General features: G+C 65.1%; 18 protein-coding genes and 1 other RNA gene. 15 read left to right on the plus strand and 4 right to left on the minus strand.

The window, feature by feature from the left end:
* Positions 1-5 precede the first annotated feature (5 nt).
* From ACVIN2_RS30340 to ACVIN2_RS30350, 3 genes are all read left to right on the plus strand, one after another.
* Complete coding sequence (locus tag ACVIN2_RS30340; RefSeq protein ID WP_456768400.1) at positions 6-1,592, plus strand: DHA2 family efflux MFS transporter permease subunit; 1,587 nt, start codon at positions 6-8, stop codon at positions 1,590-1,592.
* Between the two features lie 487 nt (positions 1,593-2,079).
* Positions 2,080-3,879, plus strand: a complete 1,800-nt coding sequence (locus tag ACVIN2_RS30345; RefSeq protein ID WP_456768401.1) for an ABC transporter ATP-binding protein — start codon at positions 2,080-2,082, stop codon at positions 3,877-3,879.
* A gap of 57 nt (positions 3,880-3,936) precedes the next feature.
* Positions 3,937-5,343, plus strand: a complete 1,407-nt coding sequence (locus ACVIN2_RS30350; protein WP_456768402.1) for an MATE family efflux transporter — start codon at positions 3,937-3,939, stop codon at positions 5,341-5,343.
* Positions 5,344-5,415: 72 nt separating this feature from the next.
* Here ACVIN2_RS30350 and ACVIN2_RS30355 read toward each other — a convergent pair whose 3' ends face one another.
* Positions 5,416-6,159, minus strand: a complete 744-nt coding sequence (locus tag ACVIN2_RS30355) for a sulfite exporter TauE/SafE family protein (RefSeq protein WP_456768403.1) — start codon at positions 6,157-6,159, stop codon at positions 5,416-5,418.
* 230 nt (positions 6,160-6,389) lie between these two features.
* Here ACVIN2_RS30355 and ACVIN2_RS30360 point away from each other — a divergent pair, with 230 nt between their 5' ends.
* Complete coding sequence (locus tag ACVIN2_RS30360) at positions 6,390-6,650, plus strand: hypothetical protein (protein WP_456768404.1); 261 nt, start codon at positions 6,390-6,392, stop codon at positions 6,648-6,650.
* A gap of 7 nt (positions 6,651-6,657) precedes the next feature.
* Here ACVIN2_RS30360 and ACVIN2_RS30365 read toward each other — a convergent pair whose 3' ends face one another.
* Entirely contained in the window at positions 6,658-8,028 is a 1,371-nt protein-coding gene (locus tag ACVIN2_RS30365; RefSeq protein ID WP_456768405.1) for an aminotransferase-like domain-containing protein, read from the minus strand.
* Between the two features lie 49 nt (positions 8,029-8,077).
* On the opposite strand from ACVIN2_RS30365, the gene ACVIN2_RS30370 reads away from it, so the two are divergent.
* Together ACVIN2_RS30370 and ACVIN2_RS30375 are read left to right on the plus strand one after the other, a co-directional pair.
* The gene (locus ACVIN2_RS30370; RefSeq protein WP_256464269.1) at positions 8,078-8,542 is read left to right on the plus strand and encodes a DUF983 domain-containing protein; all 465 of its coding nucleotides are present in this window, start codon (positions 8,078-8,080) and stop codon (positions 8,540-8,542) included.
* A 72-nt stretch (positions 8,543-8,614) separates the two neighbouring features.
* Positions 8,615-9,328 carry an alpha/beta fold hydrolase gene (locus tag ACVIN2_RS30375; protein WP_456768406.1) on the plus strand — a complete coding sequence of 238 codons (714 nt, stop codon included), beginning with the start codon at positions 8,615-8,617 and terminating at the stop codon, positions 9,326-9,328.
* A gap of 114 nt (positions 9,329-9,442) precedes the next feature.
* On the opposite strand, the gene rnpB is transcribed toward ACVIN2_RS30375, so the two are convergent.
* Positions 9,443-9,923, minus strand: an RNA gene (rnpB, locus tag ACVIN2_RS30380) — RNase P RNA component class A.
* Between the two features lie 149 nt (positions 9,924-10,072).
* Between rnpB and ACVIN2_RS30385 the strand changes: the two genes are divergently transcribed.
* Both ACVIN2_RS30385 and ACVIN2_RS30390 read left to right on the plus strand, forming a co-directional pair.
* The gene (locus ACVIN2_RS30385; RefSeq protein WP_456768407.1) at positions 10,073-10,426 is read left to right on the plus strand and encodes a YciI family protein; all 354 of its coding nucleotides are present in this window, start codon (positions 10,073-10,075) and stop codon (positions 10,424-10,426) included.
* A gap of 22 nt (positions 10,427-10,448) precedes the next feature.
* Positions 10,449-11,681, plus strand: coding sequence for an RNA polymerase sigma factor (locus tag ACVIN2_RS30390; RefSeq protein WP_456768408.1), 1,233 nt, complete (start codon positions 10,449-10,451; stop codon positions 11,679-11,681).
* Between the two features lie 121 nt (positions 11,682-11,802).
* Here ACVIN2_RS30390 and ACVIN2_RS30395 read toward each other — a convergent pair whose 3' ends face one another.
* A complete protein-coding gene (locus tag ACVIN2_RS30395) occupies positions 11,803-12,585 on the minus strand; it encodes an N-acetylmuramoyl-L-alanine amidase (protein WP_456768409.1) in 783 nt (260 codons plus the stop codon).
* Between the two features lie 523 nt (positions 12,586-13,108).
* Here ACVIN2_RS30395 and rsmH point away from each other — a divergent pair.
* The 7 genes from rsmH to murD all read left to right on the plus strand — a co-directional run bounded on the left by rsmH (position 13,109) and on the right by murD (position 21,854).
* The gene (rsmH, locus tag ACVIN2_RS30400; RefSeq protein WP_456768410.1) at positions 13,109-14,098 is read left to right on the plus strand and encodes a 16S rRNA (cytosine(1402)-N(4))-methyltransferase RsmH; all 990 of its coding nucleotides are present in this window, start codon (positions 13,109-13,111) and stop codon (positions 14,096-14,098) included.
* A gap of 3 nt (positions 14,099-14,101) precedes the next feature.
* Positions 14,102-14,494 carry a cell division protein FtsL gene (gene ftsL / locus ACVIN2_RS30405; protein WP_007600843.1) on the plus strand — a complete coding sequence of 131 codons (393 nt, stop codon included), beginning with the start codon at positions 14,102-14,104 and terminating at the stop codon, positions 14,492-14,494.
* On the plus strand, positions 14,491-16,245 hold the full coding sequence (locus ACVIN2_RS30410; RefSeq protein ID WP_456768411.1) for a peptidoglycan D,D-transpeptidase FtsI family protein: 1,755 nt from the start codon (positions 14,491-14,493) through the stop codon (positions 16,243-16,245). Before ftsL ends, ACVIN2_RS30410 begins: the two co-directional genes overlap by 4 nt.
* An 84-nt stretch (positions 16,246-16,329) precedes the next feature.
* Positions 16,330-17,802 (plus strand): UDP-N-acetylmuramoyl-L-alanyl-D-glutamate--2,6-diaminopimelate ligase, encoded by a 1,473-nt coding sequence (locus ACVIN2_RS30415; RefSeq protein WP_456768412.1) that lies wholly within the window; start codon positions 16,330-16,332, stop codon positions 17,800-17,802.
* Positions 17,799-19,178, plus strand: coding sequence for a UDP-N-acetylmuramoyl-tripeptide--D-alanyl-D-alanine ligase (locus tag ACVIN2_RS30420; protein WP_456768413.1), 1,380 nt, complete (start codon positions 17,799-17,801; stop codon positions 19,176-19,178). The genes ACVIN2_RS30415 and ACVIN2_RS30420 overlap by 4 nt, the downstream gene beginning before the upstream one ends.
* A 164-nt stretch (positions 19,179-19,342) precedes the next feature.
* On the plus strand, positions 19,343-20,446 hold the full coding sequence (gene mraY, locus ACVIN2_RS30425) for a phospho-N-acetylmuramoyl-pentapeptide-transferase (RefSeq protein WP_007600847.1): 1,104 nt from the start codon (positions 19,343-19,345) through the stop codon (positions 20,444-20,446).
* Between the two features lie 7 nt (positions 20,447-20,453).
* The gene (gene murD / locus ACVIN2_RS30430) at positions 20,454-21,854 is read left to right on the plus strand and encodes a UDP-N-acetylmuramoyl-L-alanine--D-glutamate ligase (RefSeq protein WP_456768414.1); all 1,401 of its coding nucleotides are present in this window, start codon (positions 20,454-20,456) and stop codon (positions 21,852-21,854) included.
* Positions 21,855-21,959 lie beyond the last annotated feature (105 nt).

A 21,959-nucleotide genomic window follows, 5' to 3' on the forward strand; every position in this document is an offset into this window, starting at 1 on the left:
AGACCATGGCCAACGCCACGACCGCTTCACCTGCCATAATGGCGGACCTCGCTTCGGAGCGCATCGCGCCGAAGCGGCTGTTCGCTTTCATCATCATGGTGTTCGGGATGTTCATGTCGATCCTGGACATCCAGATCGTCTCGGCGTCCCTGAGTGAAATCCAGGCCGGCCTGTCGGCAAGCTCCAGCGAGGTCTCCTGGGTCCAGACCGCCTATCTGATCGCCGAAGTGATCGCGATTCCGCTGTCGGGATTCTTGTCGCGCGCCTTCGGCACGCGGCTGTTGTTCGCAATCTCGGCGGCCGGCTTTACCGTATCGAGCCTGCTCTGCGGCTTCGCCACCACCATCGAGGAGATGATCCTCTGGCGCGCGCTGCAGGGTTTTCTCGGCGCCGGTATGATCCCGACGGTGTTCGCTTCGGCCTACACCGTTTTCCCGCGCACCAAATTCCACATCGTCGGTCCCATCATCGGGCTCGTCGCGACGCTGGCCCCGACCATCGGGCCGACCGTCGGCGGCTACATCACCGACCTGATGTCCTGGAACTGGCTGTTCTTCATCAACATCGTGCCCGGCATCGGCATCACCATCGGCGTGCTGGCACTGGTCGATTTCGACGAGCCGCATTTCGAATTGCTCGATCGCTTCGACTGGTGGGGGCTGCTGTTCATGGCCGGCTTCCTGGGCACGCTGGAATACGTGCTGGAGGAAGGCCCGCAATATGAATGGATGCAGGACCCCTCGGTCGCGATCTGCGCCTGGATCTGCGGCATCTCGGCGATCGCCTTCTTCTGGCGCGTCTTCACCGCGGCCGAGCCGATCGTCAATCTACGCACCTTTTCCAATCGCAATTTCGCGATCGGCTGCGTCCTTCAGTTCTGTATCGGCATCGGCCTCTACGGCCTCACCTACATCTATCCGCGCTATCTCGCCGAAGTGCGCGGCTATAGCGCGCTGATGATCGGCGAGACCATGTTCGTCTCGGGCATCACCATGTTCCTGGTCGCGCCGGTGGTCGGCCGTCTCATGGCGAAGTACGACATGCGCTACATGATCGCGTTCGGGCTCGTCGTGTTCGCGCTCGGCTCCTACCAGATGACCTGGATCACGCGCGACTACGATTTCTACGAGCTGCTGATTCCGCAGATACTGCGCGGCATCGGCATGATGTTCGCGATGGTGCCGACCAACAACATCGCGCTCGGCACGCTGGCGCCCGACCGGGTGAAGAACGCCTCGGGCCTCTTCAACCTGATGCGCAATCTCGGCGGCGCCGTGGGTCTTGCCGTGATCAACACCGTGCTCAACGACCGCACCGACCTGCACATCACGCGCCTGCAGGAACGCGTGACCTGGGGCAACGCGACCGCGACCGAAACCCTGACCATGTTCATGCAGAAATTTCAGGGGCTTGGCGATTCCACCCTGATGGCGATGAAGCAGCTGTCGCAGCTCGTGCATCGCCAGGCCGTGGTGATGGGCTTCGGCGATGCTTTCTTCATCCTGACGCTATTCTATCTCGGCCTCACCCTGCTCGTCACGCTGTTGAAGAAGCCGGCCTCGCCGTTCGGCGCCAGCGGCGACGCGCATTAAGCCAGCCACTCATTCGGTGTCATCGCCCGGCTTGACCGGGCGATCCAGTATTCCGAAAAGCCTGTAATAGAGCCGAGGCGCCGCGGCGTACTGGATGCCCGCCTACGCGGGCATGACGGAGGAGAGCGCGGCGACGCGCACCAATTTGCAACACTCGTGCGTGATCTCGCGCGAGCCCCGTTGCAAATCACCGATGACACATCTATAAAGCGCACCTCATTCAATCGAACCGGGAGGATTTGCATGATTTCGTCGCATTCGCAGATCGCACGCCCGCGCTCGATGATGTTCTGGCTCGGTATCTGCTCGGCCTCCTAGAGGCCTCTTCCGCCAGCTTCGATTGGGTTTTCCAGTCCCGATCGCTCCGCTCCCCAAGCCTCCGCTCCTCAAGTCCAAAACTAACTTTAAGTGACGCCGTCTCGGCCCTCGCGGCCGGCCTGCGTCCATCAATGGAGCCGGCCCGCGGCATAAGCGGCCGGATGATGCCATGACCGCTCTGTCAAAAAGGCCCGCGGCGATACGCGTGGTGCTGCCCTTCGTGTTCCGGCACTGGCTGAAGCAGCCGGGGCGTACCCTCGTCGTGGCCGGCGGCTTGTTGGGTGCGACCATCGCCGACCTGTTCATGCCGGTCTTCTCCGGACATCTGGTCGACGCCCTGACTCGCGGCCCATCCGATCCCGCCGCGCGTCACGCGGCGCTCCTGGCATTGGGCGGTATCGTGGCGCTGGGCGCAGCGTCCATGGTGCTGCGGCTGACCGGCCTCCAGGCCATCGTGCCGTTCTCGCTGAAGATCATGTCCGAGGTCGCGCAGGAAGCCTTCATGCGCGTGCAACGGTTCTCGACCGACTGGCACGCCAACTCCTTCGCGGGATCTACGGTCCGCAAGGTCACCCGCGGCATGTGGGCGCTCGACCTGTTGAACGACACCATCTTGATGGCGCTGGCGCCATCGCTGCTGGTGCTGATCGGGTCGATGATCCTGCTCGGCCTGCACTGGGCCTCGCTTGGCGCGGTGATCGCGCTGGGCGCGCTGGTCTATGTCACGATGACGGTGCTGTTCTCGACGCGTTACATCGCGCCGGCCGCGCGCATCTCCAATGCCTGGGACACCAAGGTCGGCGGCACGCTGGCGGATGCGCTGACCTGCAACGCGGTGGTGAAATCCTTCGGCGCGGAAGCGCGCGAGGATGCGCGGCTTGCCCGCGTCGTCAACCGCTGGCGCGTGCGCGTGCGGCGGACCTGGCTGCGCTACAACTACACCAATCTGGCGCAGCTCTCCGTGCTGCTGGCCCTGCGTGCCTCCGTGATCGGCGGTGCCGTGCTGCTGTGGCTATCGGGGCGGGCCTCGCCCGGCGACGTCACCTATGTGCTGACGAGCTATTACGTCATCCATGCCTATTTGCGCGACGTCGGAATGCACATCAACAACCTGCAGCGCTCGGTCAACGACATGGAGGAGCTGGTGGCGATCCACGACGAGCCGATCGGGATTGCAGACGCGACGGACGCGCGGCCGATCGCGATCGAGCGCGGCGAGCTCGTGTTCGACGACGTCACGTTCCATTATGGCGGCCATCACGCGCCGCTCTATGACGGACTGTCGGTCACGATCCGCGCCGGCGAACGCGTCGGTCTCGTCGGTCGCTCCGGCTCCGGCAAGACCACCTTCGTCAAGCTGGTGCAGCGGCTCTACGACGTCACCGACGGCCGCGTTTTGATCGATGGGCAAGACATCGCCAAGGCCACGCAGCATTCGCTGCGCAGCCAGATCGCGATCGTGCAGCAGGACCCGATCCTGTTCCACCGGTCGCTCGCCGAGAACATCGCCTATGGCCGGCCCGGCGCCAGCCTGGAGGCGATCGAGCAGGCGGCACGGCTGGCCAACGCGCACGACTTCATCGTGCGCCTGCCCAAGGGCTACGGGACGCTCGTCGGCGAGCGGGGCGTCAAGCTCTCCGGCGGCGAGCGGCAGCGGGTGGCGCTGGCGCGCGCCTTCCTGGCCGATGCGCCGGTGCTGATCCTGGACGAAGCGACCTCGAGCCTCGATTCGGAATCCGAGGCGCTGATCCAGCAGGCGATGGAGCGGCTGATGAGAGGCCGGACCTCGATCGTGATCGCGCACCGGCTGTCGACGGTGAAGAGCCTCGATCGCATCCTGGTGTTCGACCGCGGCGAGATCGTCGAGCAAGGCACCCATGCCAAGCTCGCAGCCAAGCCCGGCGGCATCTATCGCGGCCTGTTCGAGCGCCAGGTGGTGGAGCTCGGACAGATCGCAGCAGCGGAATGAGTGGCGCGCGGCCGGCGGGACGAAAGCCCGCCGTCGCGCCGCCAGAGGATGGATGACATGAAGGACCTGACACGCGGCTCCATCGTGAGCCACATCCTGAGCATGGCGCCACCGATCGTGGTCGGCATGATCACGATCATGATCTGCCAACTCGTCGACCTGTATTTCGTGTCGGGACTGGGCGATGCGGCAATCGCGGGCGTCGCCGCGGCCGGCAATGCCGGCTTTCTCGTCAATGCGCTGATGCAGGTGCTCGGCGTCGGCACGGTGGCACTGATGGCGCACGCGGTGGGGCGCAAGGATCGCGGCGACGCCAACCTCGTCTTCAACCAGTCGGTCCTCCTATCGGTGCTGTTCGGGCTCCTGACCCTGGGCGCGGGCTTCGTATTGTCGCGTCCATATATGCGCGCGGTCGCGGCCGATGAGGCCACGGTCGAAGCCGGCGCGATTTATCTGCTCTGGTTCATGCCGGCTTTGGCGCTGCAGTTTGCGTCGCAAGTTATGGCGTCTGCGTTGCGGGCGACGGGCATCGTGCGACCGAGCATGGTGGTTCAAGCGCTTGCAGTGGCCATCAACATCGCGCTGGCGCCGGTCCTGATCTCGGGTTGGGGCACCGGGCACGCGCTCGGTGTTGCCGGAGCGGGCCTCGCAAGCTCGATTGCCGTCTTCATCGGTGTGCTGATGCTGCTGGTGTACTTCCTGAAACTGGAACGCTATGTCGCCTTTAATCCCGCGCAATGGCGGCCGCAGCTTCGAGAGTGGAAGAGGATCCTCAATGTCGGCCTGCCTGCAGGCGGCGAGTTCGCGATGGTCTTCATCATCATGGCCGTGGGCTATTACGTGCTGAGCGTTTTCGGCTCGGCGGCACAGGCCGGATTTGGCATCGGGACGCGTCTCCTCGGCCTGATGCAGATGCCGGCACTCGCCATCGCCCTTGCCGCAGGGCCGATCGCCGGCCAGAACTTCGGCGCCGGCAATGGAGCGCGCGTGAGGGAGACGTTTGTCAAGGCGGCGCTTGTCGCGACCGCCGTGATGATTGTTTTCTTGATCCCGGCGCAGCTCGTGCCTGGTCTGTTGCTTACCGGCTTCTCGAAGGATCAGGAGACGATGGCGGTTGCCTCGCTTTTCCTGCGCATCGTCTCGCTCAACATGGTGGCGCAGGGCCTGATCTTCACCTGCTCCAGCCTGTTTCAGGGGCTCGGCAACACCAAGCCGGTGTTGTTGACCTCGGCAACGCGGGTCCTCACCTATTCCCTGCCGTCGATCTGGCTCTCGACGTGGCCGGGCTTTCGGATGGAGCATGTCTGGTACCTGTCGATCGCGACGACCACGCTGCAGGCGGCCCTGAGCTTGTGGCTGCTACGGCGTGAATTCAGGAAGCGCCTTGTGGTGCTTCGGCACGAGGAGTCCCCCGAGCAGGCTGCCCCCGAGCCCGTGGCGTCTCCTGTACGCGCGCCCGCGTAGCGAGCGCTGGATCTACGTGCTTGGCGTCGGAATTGCCGGCGGCGTGGCGCTCACCGTGAAGAAAACACGGAGTTAGTGCGTGCCAAGACTGTTCCAGACCAGGCCGAGGCCCGACAGGAACAAGAGACCGAGCACGACATCGCCGAAATGCTTGTCGCTCAGTGCGTGATAGACGCGCGCGCCGGCCCATGCGCCGATCAGCGTGCCCGGAAAGGCGACCACCGCGAGCCAGACCACCTTGAATGCGACGAGGCCCGAGGCCGTCTGCAACACCAAAGCGGTGGCGAGCACGGTGAAATTGAAGAGCTGGAAGATGCCGCGCCGCTCGTGCTTGTTCCAGCCGCGGATGTTGGCCCACAGGATCGGCAGCGGCCCCGACAATCCGGCGAGACCGCCAAGAATGCCGCCGGCGAAGCCGATCGCGCCGTCGGCAATGCGGCCGCCGAAGGTGACGGCGAGCGGCTTCTTGTTGAGGTACAGCGCGGTCGAGAAGATCAGCAGCAGCACGCCGACGCTCAGCTTGAAGACTTTTGGATCGGCGGAGGCGACCAGCATGGTGCCCAGCGGCACGCCGATCAGTCCTCCGATCAGGAACGGCCAGACCAGCGAGAGATCAAAACTTTTCCACATCGACGGCAGCGTCGAGCTCTGCGCGATCACCGAGCAGATCAGCACCAGCGGCACCGCGAGCGAGGGCGGCAGCACGTAGAGCCAGATGCCGAGCGCCATCAGCGCCGTGCCGAAACCGGCAAGGCCCGAGACGAAGCCCCCGGCCAGTGCGCCGAGCAGCAGCAGCGCGTAGGTGAGTATTTCCAACAGATTGTCCCTGTCGCCTGGGCGATCCCGAACTGTTGATCGCCATCGCTCGCATAGCACAGCTGCGGCGGTGCAGGTCAATTTCAAAACCGCACGCAAGCGTGATCCGCAGTGGCGGGCGTTCGCGAAAGACAGGCCTACATGATGCTCGTACTTCAACCTGGGGCCCGCTCGACGCCATCATGCGGTTCGATCGGCCAGACTCCCGAATGAGCATATGGAGAAGGACGATGACCCGCACGAAGATTGCCGTCGCGGCCGCGCTGTTGTCGGCGGCGGCCTTGATGCCGACAATGGCGCAGGCTCAGTTTTCCGAGCCCGCGGCCTATCAGGCTGCCCATCCGGACCGCGACGTTCTGAATGGCGGCCAGCTCACGCCCGCCGCGCGCGGGGCCCGCGGCGAGTCCGTCGCGCCGAGCGAAGCCCATGCGGCCTATCCGTCCCCCGTCGCGCCGGTCGTGCGCTCGCGGCATCGCCGTCAGCATCGATAGGTATTTGCTAGACGATCTGCCGGGTGTCGGCGGGCCTGTGCAGCGCGCTCACGAGGATGCGCAGCGCTTCCGTTAATTCCGCCCTGTTGCGCGCCGCGCCAAGCGAGACGCGTGCCGCGTGTGGCGCGGTCCCGTCGACGGTGAAGGCCTCGCCGGCGACCACTGCAAGTCCATTCCGTAGCAGATGCGCCGCGACGTCCGGACGGCCCTCCGGCAGCCGCAGCCACAGATGGTGAGCGGCGGACTTGGCCTGGAACTCGAATCCTTTGAGCACGCGTTGCGCGAGCTGCTGGCGGCCGATCGCCTCGCTCCTGATGGCGGTGATGATGCGGTCGGCGATGCCGGTCTCGATCCAATGCGTCACCAGCGCGACCATCAGCGGCGCCGGCATCTGCACCGTCGCCTGCAAATAGCTGCGCATCTCCCGCTGCGAGCTGCTGTCGGGAGTCACCAGATAGGCGACTCGCAGCGCGGGCGCGATGCATTTTGACAGCGTGGTTGCGAGATATGTCCGTTCCGGAATGAGATTGGCGATCGGCGATGCTGAGCGATCGAGCAGCCCGTAGGCGTCGTCCTCGATCAGAATCGTATCGGCATCGTTGATGATCTTCGCGATGGCGCTGCGGCGCTCCGGAAGAAGCGTCGCGGTGGTCGGATTGTGCAGCGTCGGAATGAGATAGACCGCTTTGGGTCTATGCGTGCGGCAAGCTTTCGCCAGCGCGTCGGGCAGGATGCCGCCGTCATCCATGGCGACGCCGACGAGCTTGACGCCGAGCCGCGCCGCGGCGGCCTTGATGCCGGGGAAGGTGAGGGCCTCCGTGAGGATCACGTCGCCGGGGCGTGCGAGATGGGCGAGCAGGTTGAACAGGATCGTCTGCGCGCCGGGAAAGATCACGAGCCTGTCGGCATGCGCATGCGGTACGCGTGCGCGCATCCATCGCGCCGCGACCTCGCGCTCGTGTGCGCTGCCGCCGGGCGGCTGGTAGTTGAGATGCGCCGTCAGGCCCGATTGCGCGCGGATGGCTTCCATCCCGGCGATGATGCGCTCGTCGAGCTGCGCTTCGAGAGGTTGCGGCGGCACGTTCATCGAGAGGTCGATCGCGACGGGATGCGGCAGATCGATCGCGCGGCGCGCGCTGGTCTCAGACACGAACGAGCCCTGGCCGACCCGGGCCTCCATGATGCCGCGGCGCCGCGCCTCGGTGTAGGCGCGCGTCACCGTGGTGAGGTCGATGCCGAGCGCCTTTGCCAGCGCCCGCTGCGTCGGCAATTGCTGCCCACGCACCAGCCGGCCGGCCGCGATATCGGCCTCCATGGCCTCGACGATGCGCTGATAGCGCGGGCCGCTCAGCTCCGAGATTGTAGGGGTCCAGTCCATGCAATTGAGGCCCGTATCCTTTGAATGTATGGATGCAAGATACTATTGTATGGATCGTAGAAAAGGAAGAGGTGGGGTCATGGCGACCGGTTCAGTCTCTCTCACGAAAGCGATGTGGCGCGGTTTCTTGGGCAAATGCCCCAATTGCGGCGAGGGGCACGCGTTCGGCCGTTTCCTGAAGGTGGCGGATACCTGCGACCATTGCGGCGAGGAGCTGTTTCACCAGCGCGCCGACGATTTCCCGGCCTATCTTGTGATGGTCGTCGTCGGCCATCTCGTGGTCCCGGCAATCCTCGCGGTCGAGACCGCCTATGCGCCGGCCGTCTGGCTGCAACTGGCGGTGTGGCTGCCGGTGACCTTGTTCGCCTCGCTTGCGCTGCTGCAGCCGACCAAGGGTGCCATCGTCGGGCTGCAATGGCAGATCGGCATGCACGGTTTTGAGGCGGGCAAGCTGCGGCGCGAAGCTGGTCAGGGTGCACCCGTTTTCGTGAAAGTGAACACGCGCGCGGCTTAAGAAGCCATAGCGTTTACATCGCGCGCTCGCCCGCTACACTCCATCGTACAAACAAGAACGATGGAAACGCCGATGGCCGCACGCTCAAAAACCTTCCTGCTCTGTCACGGCGCGTGGTCTGGCGGGTGGGCCTGGAAGAAGATGCATCCGCTGATGGCGCAGGCCGGCCATCGCCTGATTGCGCCGACCTATACCGGGCTCGGCGAGCGCGCGCATCTGGCCAGTCCCGCGATCGATCTCGACACGCATATCCAGGACATTCTCAACGTCATCAGGTTCGAGGACCTCGAGGACATCGTGCTGCTCGGCCACAGCTATGGCGGCATGGTCGCCACCGGCGTCGCCGACCGCGCGCGTGAGCGGGTGACGCAATTGATCTACCTCGATGCCTTCGTGCCGCGAGACGGCCAGTCGCTGTTCGATCTCCATGAGGGTGGGCGCGAGCCGATGCGCAAGGCAGCTGGCTCAGGCGATGGCTACCGCATCCCGCCGAACCCGCCGCCGCCGGATACGCCGCAGGCCGATCTCGACTGGCTCAACGCGCGCCGGATCAACATGCCGATCAAATGTTTCGAGACAAGGCTGAAGCTCGAACATGGCGAGCCGGCGATGCCGCGCAGCTACATCTATTGCACGCGCATTCCGCCGGGCGACGTGTTCGGGCAGTTCGCCAGGCGCACCAAGAGCGAAGATGGCTGGCGCACTTTCGAGCTCGACGCGAGCCATGCACCGAATGTCACGGCGCCGGAGGCGTTGATGGCGGTCCTGGAGAAGATCGTCGGATAGAGAGCCAAAATGGTGAGGGGCCCGATGCATTAACACCGAGCCCCTCGTTACTTCCTAGCAAGACACGTTTTCTTCACGCGAACCGGAAAACCACTTCGCTCGAAAACGCTTTAGAATATCAGCCGGCCTGTAAGCCGGGTTCTGTAAGGCACCGTCCGCTTGCGCGAACGATACGTGACGGCCATTCCTCTGGGACCATGTTTGCACATGGCCTCGAGCAACCTACCCGGACGGCGGGCCTGACATCGCCCCGCGGCGTTATCGCTTTCGCGAACAGCCCGCTACGCCGTCCCTATTCGGTTTTGCTCCCGGTGGGGTTTACCATGCCGGCTCCGTTGCCGCAGCCGCGGTGCGCTCTTACCGCACCTTTTCACCCTTACCCGTCTACGCAGCTGACGCTGCTACGACGTGGCAAGCCTTGCGGGCCTGCCTCGCCGAAGCCCCGAAGGGGCGAAGGCGGGCGGTTCGTTCTCTGTGGCACTTTCCCTGGGGTCGCCCCCGCCGGACGTTATCCGGCACCGTATGTCAAGGGAGCCCGGACTTTCCTCCCCGGCGGCCTTTCGGCACTTGCCGGAGCGGCCGTCCGGCCGACTGACGGCTTACGCATGAAGCATTTGTGTCGGTTCCGCAAGCCGATAACGCCATGCACGGTTCGCCCGAAATAATTTATCCTGAAGATGTCGTTGGGTGCGTGTCCCGTTCGACTGGATGTCGGCGATCCAGCCGTTCAACAGGAGTTAAGCGATGCAGTATTTGCTGATGATCTACCAGAACGAAGCCGAGTACGCGAATATGCGTCCGGCGGCCGGCCAGCAGATGACGGCGGAATATCAGACCTTCACGCAAGGCATCATCCAGAGCGGCAATTTCAAGGCCGGCGACCGGCTGCAGCCGACCGCGACCGCGACGACCGTGCGCGTGCGCGATGGCAAGACCCTGACGACCGACGGCCCGTTTGCCGAAACGCGCGAGCAGCTCGGCGGCTATTACCTCGTGGAGGCCAAGGATCTCGATACCGCGATCGAGATCGCGTCGCGGATTCCGTCGGCGCGCATCGGCTCGATCGAGGTGCGGCCGATCTGGGTCTACGACAAGTGATAGCACGGCCGCGCATCGACATATGACATTGTCTGAGATCGACAAGATCTTCCGCGACGAGGCGGGGCGGGCGCTGGCCACGCTGATCCGCCTCGTCGGCGATTTCGATCTCGCCGAGGACGCGCTCCAGGACGCCTTTGCGGTGGCACTGGAGCGCTGGCCGGCGTGCGAGGTCCCCGACAATGGGCGTGCCTGGCTGGTCAATGTCGCCAGGCACAAGGCGATCGACCGTATCAGGCGCCAGGCCGTGTTCCGCGGCAAGGAGCAGGCGCTCGTGCACGAGCTCGAGTTGAACGCGCAAGCGCCCGCCGAGCCGCCGGCGATGCTCGACGACGACATGCTGCGGCTGATCTTCACCTGCTGCCATCCTGCATTTGCGCCCGAAGTCCAGGTCGCGCTGACGCTGCGCACCGTCTGCGGCCTCTCCACGGCGCAGGTTGCGCGCGCCTTCCTCGTCACTGAAGAGGCGATGGGGCAGCGTCTCGTCCGCGCCAAGCAGAAGATCAGGCTCGCCGGCATCCCCTATGAGGTTCCCGAGCGCGACACGCTGGTGCCGCGGCTCGAGGGTGTGCTTGCCGTGATCTATCTGGTCTTCACCGAAGGCTATGTGGCGACGTCAGGTGCGGATTTGATGCGACCCGATCTTGCGGCCGAGGCGATCCGGCTTGGCCGCTTGCTCGACCGGCTGTTACCCGATCGCGCCGGGATCAAGGGCCTGCTGGCGCTGATGCTGCTGCACGATGCGCGCCGCGCAGGGCGCCAGACCGCAGCGGGCGACATAGTGCTGCTGGAAGAGCAGGATCGTTCGCGGTGGGACCGTGCACAGATCGAGGAGGGTCTGCGCCTGGTGGACGACGCACTGCGCGTGCCCGGCCGGCCGCAGCCCTATGCAGTACAAGCCGCGATCGCTGCGCTGCATGCGCGTGCGCCGAGCTATGAGCAGACAGACTGGCCGCAGATTGCGGGGCTCTACGAGGTGCTGCTGCGCATCAGCCCGTCGCCGGTGATCGAACTCAATCATGCAGCGGCAGTGTCGATGGTCGATGGCCCCGCGCGCGCACTCGATCTCGTGGATGCGACCGCCGCACGCGGCGGGCTTCATGGCTACGAGCTGTTGCCGGCGGTGCGGGCGGATCTGCTGCGGCGGCTTGGCCGGAAGGAGGAGGCGCGCGACGCCTATCGCGCGGCGACGGAGGCGACGCAGTTGGAGCCGCTGCGACGGCTGTACGCGCGAAGGATGAGGGAGATGGAGTAGCTACTTCCTCATACTCCGTCATTGCGAGGAGCACTTGCGACGAAGCAATCCAGACTGCTTCCGCGGAGGCGGTCTGGATTGCTTCGCTTCGCTCGCAATGACGAGTATGTGTCTATCGCCGTCACTTCGTCGCGATAGTCGTTGTCTCCTGAGGGAGACTCCCCAACAGCGCCTGCAAGGTCAACAGCGTCGAGTGATCCGCGACTCCATCCAGTCGCGCCGGGCGGAAATGGCGTTGGAACGCGGTGACGACTTCCATGGTCGCGGCGTCGTATTTGCCGGTGAGGGGAACGCCGTAGCCGTATCGGGCGAGCGCCTGTTGCAGGCTCAGCACCTCGTCGCTGATGGTGCCGAGCATCAGGCTCTCGCCGCGCACCACCGGCGCGGGCGTGACCCAGTGGCCGACGCCGGAATTGGCCAGCGAATGCCACGGAAATTTTTCGCCGGGATCTTTCTTGCGCGCGGGCGCCACATCGGAATGGCCGAGCACCCGGTGCGCGGGCACCTTGCGGCGAAGCATGATGCCGCGGCACAGCGCGATCACGGCGGCGATCTGGCGCAGTGGAAACTCGGGATAACCCCAATCGTGGCCGCGATTGACGATCTCGATCCCGATCGAGCAGGAGTTGATGTCATCCTCGCCGGCCCAGGCGGACACGCCAGCATGCCAGGCGCGCCTGGCCTCCGGCACGCATTGCACGATGCGGCCGTCTTCCAGCACGACATAATGTGCCGACACCTCGGTGCCCGCGGAGCAGAGCCGCGCCAGCGCACCTTCGACGTCGGGCATGCCGGTGTAGTGCAGCACGATCATGTCGGGCTGCCGGCCCTTGTTGCGGTCGCCATGGTTCGGTGAGGGGATGATGTCGGAGACGATCGAGGAATCCGGCTCGAACGTCCGCATGCTCGCGGCGGCCTTGGGAACCGGGAGAACGCGTTGACGCTTCGAATCAGATCCAGACGGCGTGGACGAACCGGACGACATAAACAGCTCGAGACAGACAGAGAGTGGGCCAACCCCTTCTCTTTACTATTCCTTTACCCTCCACCGTGCGCAACCGCGCGACGAGGTTAACGGATGCATTTTGGCGCATGTGTGTGGATGAAGCATCACCGCCGCGTCAGCTTTTCCACTTGTCGCGAGCCGATCAACGCTTTCTTAACGCTAAGGGCCGTTACTGAGAGATGAAGAGCCGACCCGTGTCCGGAGGCGGCCAAAGCGTATTTTGGCTCGAAATCCCATGGCTGCCCGACAAATTCCAAGGGGAATACTGGGTTGGTGGCCCGGGACGACCGGGCACGGTAACCATGTTGGACGGGGGTTGGGTCGTGGAACCGCCGCGACGCGGAATCATTCGAGGCGTTATGAGCTTGTTCGTCCCCGATCTCACTTGGGAGTCTGGCGGGGCGATTGGCAGGCCTGGCGCATGAGCTCGGCTCCGCACATCCCCGTTCTTGGCCGTGAGGCCATCGACCACCTCGCCCCACGCGAAGGCGGCCGTTACATCGACGCGACCTTTGGCGCGGGCGGCTACAGCCGTGCGATTCTTGACGTGCCGGGAACCCGGGTGATCGCGATCGACCGCGACCGCACTGCGATCGCAGGCGGCGCCGAGCTGGTCAAACGCTCGGCGGGCCGGCTGACGCTTGTTGAAGATCGCTTCTCCAACCTCGCCGAAATCTGCGCGGCTCAAGGCGTCGATGGCGTCGACGGCGTCGTGATGGACGTCGGGGTGTCCTCGATGCAGCTGGACCAGGCCGGCCGCGGCTTCTCGTTCCGCCTCGATGGTCCGCTCGACATGCGGATGGGGCAGGCAGGCCCGACTGCGGCCGATGTCGTGGCGCGCGCATCGGAAGGCGATCTCGCCGACATCATTTATCTCCTCGGCGAAGAGCGGCAGTCGCGCCGGATCGCCCGCGCTGTCGTCGCGGACCGTCAGGAGACGCCGTTCACAACTACGCGCGCGCTCGCCGATCTCGTCGGCAGGGTGGTTCGTTCCAAGCCCGGCGATATTCATCCGGCGACGCGGACGTTCCAGGCCCTGCGCATCTTCGTCAACGAAGAGCTCGAGGAACTCCAGAACGCGCTCATCGCTGCCGAGCGTGTGCTCAAGCCCGGTGGTCGCCTCGTGGTCGTCTCGTTCCATTCGCTGGAAGATCGCATCGTCAAGAATTTCTTCGCCGAGCGCAGCAAGACAGGTGGCGGCTCACGCCATTTGCCGGAAGTGTCTCAGGTGGTGCCGAGCTTTCAGCTGCTGACGCGGCGGCCGGTGATCGCGGGCGAGGACGAAGTCGCGCATAACCCGCGCGCGCGGTCGGCAAAACTGCGCGCCGCCGAGCGCACCTCGGCGCCCGCGCATGACGATCGCGAGCAATCGTCCTGGCCAAAACTCTCCGACGTCATGAGAGGTGGCTAGCGCATGCGCTTCATCCACCTCCTCGTCATCGGCGCGCTGATCTTCGCGGCGGCCTATGTCTACCGGATCAAGATGGACTCCACGGCGCGCACCGAAAAGGTGCTGCGGCTGCACGCGGAGATCCGCGAGCAGCGCGATGCGATCGCGGCGCTGCGCTCCGAATGGGCCAAGCTCGATGCGCCCCTGCGCCTGCAAGGCCTGTCCGACCGGCATCTGCAGCTCAAGCCGGTCAACGGCACGCAATATGATTCACTGAAGAATTTGCCCGAGCGTCCGCCGCGGATGTTCAGGCCGGGCGAGCCGGATCCGATCGGGGCCATGCTCAATACCATCGAAGCCGCGAGCGATCCCGATAATGTGACGGGCTCCGTGCCTCAGCCCGAGGACAAGCCATGAGTGCTGTGACCCCGGCCAAACCTGCAGAAAAGCCGACTGAGCCTTGGCGGCAGCGGCTGATCCGCAGCCTGCTGTACGGGCGCAACGTCGATCGCGCGGCCAAGGCGCGGGCGCGCGTCGGCCTGGCGATGCTCGCCTTCGGCGCGGTCTACGCCCTGATCGGCGGCCGGCTCGTGATGTTCGCGATCGGCGCCGACGCCCACGGCGCGCGCCGTGCCGCGGCGCAGGAAGTGGTCGCGACCGCGCGGCCCGACATCGTCGATCGCAACGGCGCGATCCTCGCGACGGACGTCAAGGCGTCGAGCCTGTTCGGCGAGCCGCGCCGCATCATCGACAAGGACGAGGCAATCGAACTTCTGACCGCCACCGTGCCCGACCTCGACGAGGCCGAGGTGCGCGAGCGCCTGAAGACGCGCAAGGGCTTCGTCTGGCTCAAGCGCGAGATTACGGCGAAGCAGCAGCAAGACATCCACAAGCTCGGCATTCCCGGCATCGGCTTCCTGCGCGAGAACAAGCGCGTCTATCCGACCGGCAACGAGGTCGCCCACCTCATCGGTCTCGTCAACATCGACAACCAGGGCATCGCCGGAATGGAGAAGTGGCTCGACAATCAGGGGCTCGCCGATCTCCACCGCGCGGGCTTTGCCACCGACCGGCTGCAAAAGCCGATCGAGCTCTCGGTCGATCTGCGCGTCGAACACGCCCTGCGTGACGAGCTCCTGAAGGCCAAGGAGAAATACCACGCCAAGGCCGCCTCCGGCATCGTCTCCAACGTCAAGACCGGCGAGATCGTGGCGATGGTTTCGCTTCCGGACTTCGATCCCAACAATCCGAAGGAAGCGCACGACCCCGACCGCATCAATCGCCTGACCACCGGAGTCTACGAGATGGGCTCGACCTTCAAGGCGTTCACGCTGGCGATGGCGCTCGATTCCGGCAAGATCAATTTGAACTCGATGTGGGATGCACGGGGAAACCTGCACTACGGCAAGTTCACCATCCATGACAGCCACGCGCTCGGACGTTTCATCAACACCAAGGAAGTGTTCTATTACTCCTCCAACATCGGCGCCGCGCGGATCGCGCTTGGCCAGGGCGTCGAGGCGCACAAGGCGTTCCTGGCCAAAATGGGCCAGTTGACGCGGCTGCGCACCGAGCTGCCTGAGAGCGCGGCGCCGCTGGTGCCGCGCCGCTGGAGCGAACTCAACACGGTCACCATCGCGTTCGGCCAGGGCCTGTCGGTGGCGCCGCTCCAGGCGGTGATGGGCATCAACGCGCTGATGAACGGTGGCTACCTGATTCCGCCGACATTCATGAAGCGCAGCGAATCCGAAGCGGCGGCGATGGCCAAGCGTGTGATCAAGCAAGAGACCAGCGACAAGATGCGGTATCTGATGCGGCTCAATGCTGAGGTCGGGTCGGCAAGGCAGGCGGACGTCAAGGGCTATTATGTCGGCGGCAAGACCGGCACGTCCGAGAAAGTCATCAATGGTCGCTACGCCAAGAAGCGGGTGCTCAACTCCTTCACCGCGATCATGCCCTCCGACAATCCGAAGTATCAGATCCTGGTGATGCTGGACGAGCCGCAGGCGCTGCCCGAAACCCATGGTTTCATCACCTCGGGCTGGAACGCGGTGCCGACCGGTGGCAAGGTGATCGAGCGGATCGCGCCGCTTCTCGGTGTCGAGCCGCGGTTTGACCTGCCGCCGTCCGACCGCCTTATTCTTGCAGCATCCAGGACAACCCAGTAATCAACCGGGTGGGCCGTTGCCGCTGCTGAGTCGGGATTTCCCTGGAGATTCCGCTTCCGGCGCGGCCATGTCGACTGGAAGACCATGAAGCTGCGCGACCTCCTCGATCAGGACGTTCAGGGCAATGATGCCGCAATCGAGCCCGCGGTCGCGGCGCTCGACGTGAGCGGCGTTGCCCTCGACAGCCGCGCGGTCAAGCCAGGCGATCTCTTCTTCGCACTTGCGGGCAGCAAGACCGACGGTGCGCGCTTCATCGATGCCGCGATTGCCGCGGGCGCGGTGGCGGTTGCCGGCGACCATCCGCCCGATGGCTGCAAGGTGCCGTTCATTGAGGTTGCCAATCCGCGCCGCGCGCTGGCGCTGGCCGCGGCAAGATTTTTTCCCGCGCAACCCGCGACAATTGCGGCGGTGACCGGTACCAGCGGCAAGACCTCGGTCGCCGCATTCACCCGGCAGATCTGGGAGCGGCTCGGGCACGCCTCCGCCAGCATCGGAACCATCGGCCTCGTTTCGCCGAAGCGTACCGTCTATGGCTCGCTGACGACGCCCGATCCGATCGCGCTGCACCGGCAACTCGACGAGATCGCGCGCGAGGGCGTCACGCATCTCGCCTTCGAGGCCTCCTCGCACGGGCTCGACCAATATCGCCTCGACGGCGTGCGCGTGTCCGCCGGCGGCTTCACCAATCTTTCCCGCGACCACATGGATTACCATCCGACCGTCGCGCATTACCTCGCGGCCAAGCTCAGGCTGTTCCGCGAGCTTGTTCCGCCGGGAGGCGCGGCCGTGATCTCGGCCGATCATGATTGCTCGGCGGAGGCGATCAGTGCTGCGAATTCGCGCGGCTTGCGCGTCATGGCGGTCGGTCGCAACGGCGACGGGGCCGGCGAGGGCATTCGTCTCGCCGGTGCGGAGGTCGAAGGGTTTTCGCAAGTGCTCGCGCTCGAACATCGCGGCAAGCGGCATACGATCCGGCTGCCGCTGGTCGGCGAATTCCAGATCGAGAATGCGCTGGTGTCGGCCGGTCTCGCCATCGGCACCGGCAGCGACGCCGCAAACGTGTTCGCGAGCCTCGAAGGTCTCGAAGGTGCCAAGGGGCGGCTCGAGCGCGTCGGCGAGCGCAACGGTGCGCCGATCTTCGTCGACTATGCTCACAAGCCTGATGCGCTGGCCAAGGCGCTGCAGGCGCTGCGTCCCTACGCGAAGCGCAGGTTGGTCGTCGTGTTCGGTGCCGGCGGCGATCGCGATGCCGGCAAGCGTCCGATCATGGGCGAGATCGCGGCCGGCAATGCCGACGGCATCATCGTCACCGACGACAATCCGCGCAGCGAGAAGCCGGAGGCCATTCGCGCCGAAATCCTCGCCGCCGCCAAGGGCGCCCGCGAAATCGGCGACCGGGCCGCGGCGATCCGCACAGCGATCGCGGAATTGCAAGATGGCGATGCGCTGCTCATCGCCGGCAAGGGCCACGAGACCGGGCAGATCGTCGGCGGAGAGGTGTTGCCCTTTAGTGATCACGAGGCGGTCGCCGCCGCATTAGCGTCGAGGATTGCATGAGCGCGCCCATATGGACGGTGGCCGAAGTGGCGCGCGCGCTTGGCGCCGCCGGATCGTTTCCGGACACGCCGATCGACTTCGTTACCCAGGACAGCCGGCTGGTGAAGCCGGGCAGCCTGTTCGTCGCGTTGAGCGGCACGCCGAGCGGCGGCTTCATTTCAGCCTTCGCCAGCGCGCGTGACGGCTGGGAGTTCGCGGACAAGGCGGAAGCCTCAGGCGCGGTCGCGATGATCGTGCCGCGCGAGATCGCGGGCATCCGCATTCCCCAGATCGTCGTCAAGGACACGCTGATCGACGGCCTCTGGGGCCTTGCGCGCGCGGCACGCGCGCGCTTCAAAGGACCGGTGATCGGGCTCACCGGCAGCGCGGGCAAAACCAGCACCAAGGAATTCCTCGCGGCCTACCCCAATGCCTATGCCAGCCCGTCGAGCTTCAACAATTTCTGGGGCGTGCCGCTGACGCTGTGCAATGCGCGGCCCGATGCCAGTCTCTGGGTCGTCGAGATGGGCATGAACCAGGCCGGCGAGATCGCGCGGCTCAGCGACCTGACCCGGCCGACGGTCGCGCTCGTCGTCAACGTCCAGCCGGTGCATCTGGAGAAGCTCGGCTCGCTCGAAGCCATCCGCCGCGAGAAGGTGTCGATTGCACTCGGCCTGCCTTCGGAAGGCGTGCTGGTGCTGCCCGCCGGGATCAAGGCGCCGGACTGGAAAGGCAAGGTCATACGCTTCGGCGACAAAGCCGAGGTGCACGAGGTCGCGCACGCGCCGCATGGCGACAGCTGGCAGGTCGTAGCCGCGCTCGGCAAGAAAGAGATCGCGTTCAGCCTGACGCCGGGGGCGCCGCACCGCGTCCAGAATGCGCTCGCCGCGCTCGCATCGATCCGTGCGGCCAACCTCGATGCGGCGACGCTTGCGATCAAGCTCGACCGGGTCGGCATCATGACCGGCCGTGGCGTCGAGCAGGCGGTCGGCGGCGTCACCGTGATCGACGACAGCTTCAACGGCAATCCGGCGAGCGTGGCTGCCGCGCTGCAAAGCCTGCAGGCGCGCAACACGACCGGCGGCCGCCGCATTGCGGTACTCGGCGACATGCTGGAGCTGGGTGACGGCGCGCCGGCCTATCACACCGGCCTCGCCAGGCATCTCGACGGGATCGACGGCGTCTATTGCGTCGGGCCCCTGATGCGTCACCTGTTCGAGGTGCTTCCAGCTGGCAAGGGTCTCGGCTGGCACGACGACCCCGTTACGCTGAAGCCGGGCGAGGTCGCAAATCTGCTCAGGGCAGGCGATGTCGTGGTTGTCAAGGGCAGCAAGAAGATGTTCTGGGTCAACAAGTTTGTGCCGGGCCTAGTGGCCGCCTTGCAGGCAAGGGCGTAAACTGCTTGGAAGGCGCTGTTCCCGAATCCCACCCTTTCCGGCGCGAAGCCGTTCGTTTTCTTTAGAGGTCGCCCGACCCCAGGATGAAGACCAGCGAATGCGCGTGAGACAGGTTGACAAGGCCAAGATCAAGGCGCGTGCAAAGGCGCCATAGGACCGTCTGAATGTTTTACTGGCTGATCGAGCTCTCCAACACATTTCCGGGCTTCGGTGCCGTTCGCACCTTCCTGAACGTCTTCCGCTACATCACCTTCCGCACCGGCGGCGCCGTCGTCACCGGCGCGCTGTTCGTGTTCCTGTTCGGGCCCTGGATCATCGACCATCTGCGCATCCGCCAAGGCAAGGGCCAGCCGATCCGGGCCGATGGTCCGCAATCGCATCTCGCCAAGAAAGGTACGCCCACCATGGGCGGGCTGATGATCCTGTCCGGCCTCACGGTCGGCACGGTGCTGTGGGCCAATCCGCTCAATCCTTACGTCTGGATCGTCCTGGCGGTGACGCTCGGTTTCGGCTTCGTCGGCTTCTATGACGATTATCTCAAGGTGACCAAGCAGACCACGACAGGGTTCGGCAGCAAGCTTCGCCTGCTGATCGAGGCAGCGATCGCGCTGGTTGCCTGCTACGCGCTGGTGCGGCTGAACCGCGATCCCGCGTCGACCGCGCTGACGATTCCTTTCCTGAAGGACACCGTGCTGCATTTCGGCTGGTTCTTCGTCGTGTTCGGCGCCTTCGTCATCGTCGGCGCCGGCAATGCGGTGAACCTCACCGACGGTCTCGACGGCCTTGCCATCGTGCCCGTGATGATCGCGACCGCGAGCTTTGCGATGATCGCCTATCTCGCCGGCAACGCGGTGTTCGCCGATTATCTCCAGATCAAATATGTCGCCGGCACCGGCGAACTCGCCGTGCTCTGCGGCGCCCTGCTGGGCGCGGGCCTCGGCTTCCTCTGGTTCAACGCGCCGCCGGCCTCGATCTTCATGGGCGACACCGGCTCGCTCGCGCTCGGCGGCATGCTGGGTGCGATCGCGGTCGCGGTGAAGCACGAGATCGTGCTCGCGGTGATCGGCGGCCTCTTCGTGCTGGAGGCGGTCTCCGTCATCGTGCAGGTGGTGTCGTTCAAGATGACGGGAAAGCGCATCTTCCGGATGGCGCCGATCCATCACCATTTCGAGCAGCTCGGCTGGACCGAGCCCCAGATCGTGATCCGTTTCTGGATCATCTCGGTGATGCTGGCGCTCGCCGGCCTGTCGACGCTGAAGCTGCGGTGAGCGCTCGATGATCCCCGTCACGTCCTTTGCCGGCAAGACGGTCGCGGTGTTCGGTCTCGGCGGCTCGGGGCTCGCGTCCTGTCACGCGCTGAAGGCGGGCGGCGCCGAGGTGATCGCCGCCGACGACAATGCCGACAACGTCGCCAAGGCCGCGCAAGCCGGCTTCATCACGGCTGATTTGCGCAATGTCTCCTGGGCGAATTTCGCCGCGCTGGTGCTCGCGCCCGGCGTTCCCCTGACCCACCCGGTGCCGCATTGGAGCGTGCTGAAGGCGCGCGAGGCCGCTATTGAGGTGATCGGCGACATCGAGCTGTTCTGCCGCGAGCGGCGTCGGCACGCGCCGGACGCGCCGTTCGTCGCCATCACCGGCACCAATGGCAAATCGACAACGACGGCTTTGATCGCGCATCTCACCAAGGTCGCCGGCTACGACACCCAGATGGGCGGCAATATCGGCACCGCGATCCTGTCGCTGGAGCCGCCGGGCATGGGCCGAGTCCACGTCATCGAGATGTCGTCCTACCAGATCGACCTCACGCCCTCGCTCGATCCCTCTGTCGGCATTCTGCTCAATGTCAGCGAGGACCACATCGATCGCCATGGCACCATCGCGCACTACGCTGCGGTGAAGGAGCGCCTCGTTGCCGGTGTGCAGCCGGGCGGCACGGCGATCGTCGGCGTCGACGACGGTTTTTGCCGCGATATCGCCGACCGGCTCGATCGCGCCGGCAAGAATGTGGTGCGCATCTCCGTCAAGAATCCGCTGGCCAGCGGCATCCATGTCGAGCACGGCACGATTGTGCGCAATTCCGGCGGCGCACGCAGTGAAATCGCGGCGCTCGGCGGCATCGGTTCTCTGCGTGGCCTGCACAATGCGCAGAACGCGGCGTGCGCGGCAGCCGCTGCGCTCGCGATGGGCATCAGCCTCGATGTGCTTCAGAACGGCCTGCGCAGCTTTCCCGGTCTTGCGCACCGCATGGAGCAGGTTGGCCGCCGCGGCAGCGTGCTGTTCGTCAACGACTCCAAGGGCACCAATGCGGACGCCACCGCGCACGCACTGTCTTCCTTTTCGGACATCTTCTGGATCGCGGGCGGCAAGCCGAAGGCCGGCGGAATCACGGGCCTCACCGGCTACTTCCCGCGCATCCGAAAAGCCTATCTGATCGGCGAAGCCGCCCAGGAGTTTTCCGGCACGCTCGGCACGCAGGTGCCGCACGAGATCAGCCAGACGCTCGACGTCGCGGTCGAGCAAGCCGCACGCGATGCGGAGGCGTCAGGCATCGCTGACGCGGTCGTCCTGCTGTCACCCGCCTGCGCCTCGTTCGACCAGTACCGCAATTTCGAGATCCGCGGCACCAGGTTCCGCGAACTGGTGCAGGCGCTGCCGGGCGTGAAGCCGGTGGTGTAGGGATGTCAGTCATGAAACGAGTGCTCAATGACAAAGAGGCGCCGACCAGTCACGGCTGCTGAACTAGCCGCTATATTGGAATCTGATCCCGAATTCATGGCCAGG

Source organism: Bradyrhizobium sp. USDA 3650 (assembly GCF_054057395.1).

Coding starts and splice junctions, on each gene's coding strand:
- ACVIN2_RS30410 (WP_456768411.1), top strand. CDS start 14,491: ATGAGTGCTGTGACCCCGGCCAAACCTGCAGAAAAGCCGACTGAGCCT.
- mraY (WP_007600847.1), top strand. CDS start 19,343: ATGTTTTACTGGCTGATCGAGCTCTCCAACACATTTCCGGGCTTCGGT.
- ftsL (WP_007600843.1), top strand. CDS start 14,102: ATGCGCTTCATCCACCTCCTCGTCATCGGCGCGCTGATCTTCGCGGCG.
- ACVIN2_RS30385 (WP_456768407.1), top strand. CDS start 10,073: ATGCAGTATTTGCTGATGATCTACCAGAACGAAGCCGAGTACGCGAAT.
- ACVIN2_RS30370 (WP_256464269.1), top strand. CDS start 8,078: ATGGATCGTAGAAAAGGAAGAGGTGGGGTCATGGCGACCGGTTCAGTC.
- ACVIN2_RS30345 (WP_456768401.1), top strand. CDS start 2,080: ATGACCGCTCTGTCAAAAAGGCCCGCGGCGATACGCGTGGTGCTGCCC.
- ACVIN2_RS30395 (WP_456768409.1), bottom strand. CDS start 12,585: ATGCGGACGTTCGAGCCGGATTCCTCGATCGTCTCCGACATCATCCCC.
- ACVIN2_RS30420 (WP_456768413.1), top strand. CDS start 17,799: ATGAGCGCGCCCATATGGACGGTGGCCGAAGTGGCGCGCGCGCTTGGC.
- ACVIN2_RS30365 (WP_456768405.1), bottom strand. CDS start 8,028: ATGGACTGGACCCCTACAATCTCGGAGCTGAGCGGCCCGCGCTATCAG.
- murD (WP_456768414.1), top strand. CDS start 20,454: ATGATCCCCGTCACGTCCTTTGCCGGCAAGACGGTCGCGGTGTTCGGT.
- ACVIN2_RS30350 (WP_456768402.1), top strand. CDS start 3,937: ATGAAGGACCTGACACGCGGCTCCATCGTGAGCCACATCCTGAGCATG.
- ACVIN2_RS30415 (WP_456768412.1), top strand. CDS start 16,330: ATGAAGCTGCGCGACCTCCTCGATCAGGACGTTCAGGGCAATGATGCC.
- ACVIN2_RS30340 (WP_456768400.1), top strand. CDS start 6: ATGGCCAACGCCACGACCGCTTCACCTGCCATAATGGCGGACCTCGCT.
- ACVIN2_RS30390 (WP_456768408.1), top strand. CDS start 10,449: ATGACATTGTCTGAGATCGACAAGATCTTCCGCGACGAGGCGGGGCGG.
- ACVIN2_RS30360 (WP_456768404.1), top strand. CDS start 6,390: ATGACCCGCACGAAGATTGCCGTCGCGGCCGCGCTGTTGTCGGCGGCG.
- ACVIN2_RS30375 (WP_456768406.1), top strand. CDS start 8,615: ATGGCCGCACGCTCAAAAACCTTCCTGCTCTGTCACGGCGCGTGGTCT.
- rsmH (WP_456768410.1), top strand. CDS start 13,109: ATGAGCTCGGCTCCGCACATCCCCGTTCTTGGCCGTGAGGCCATCGAC.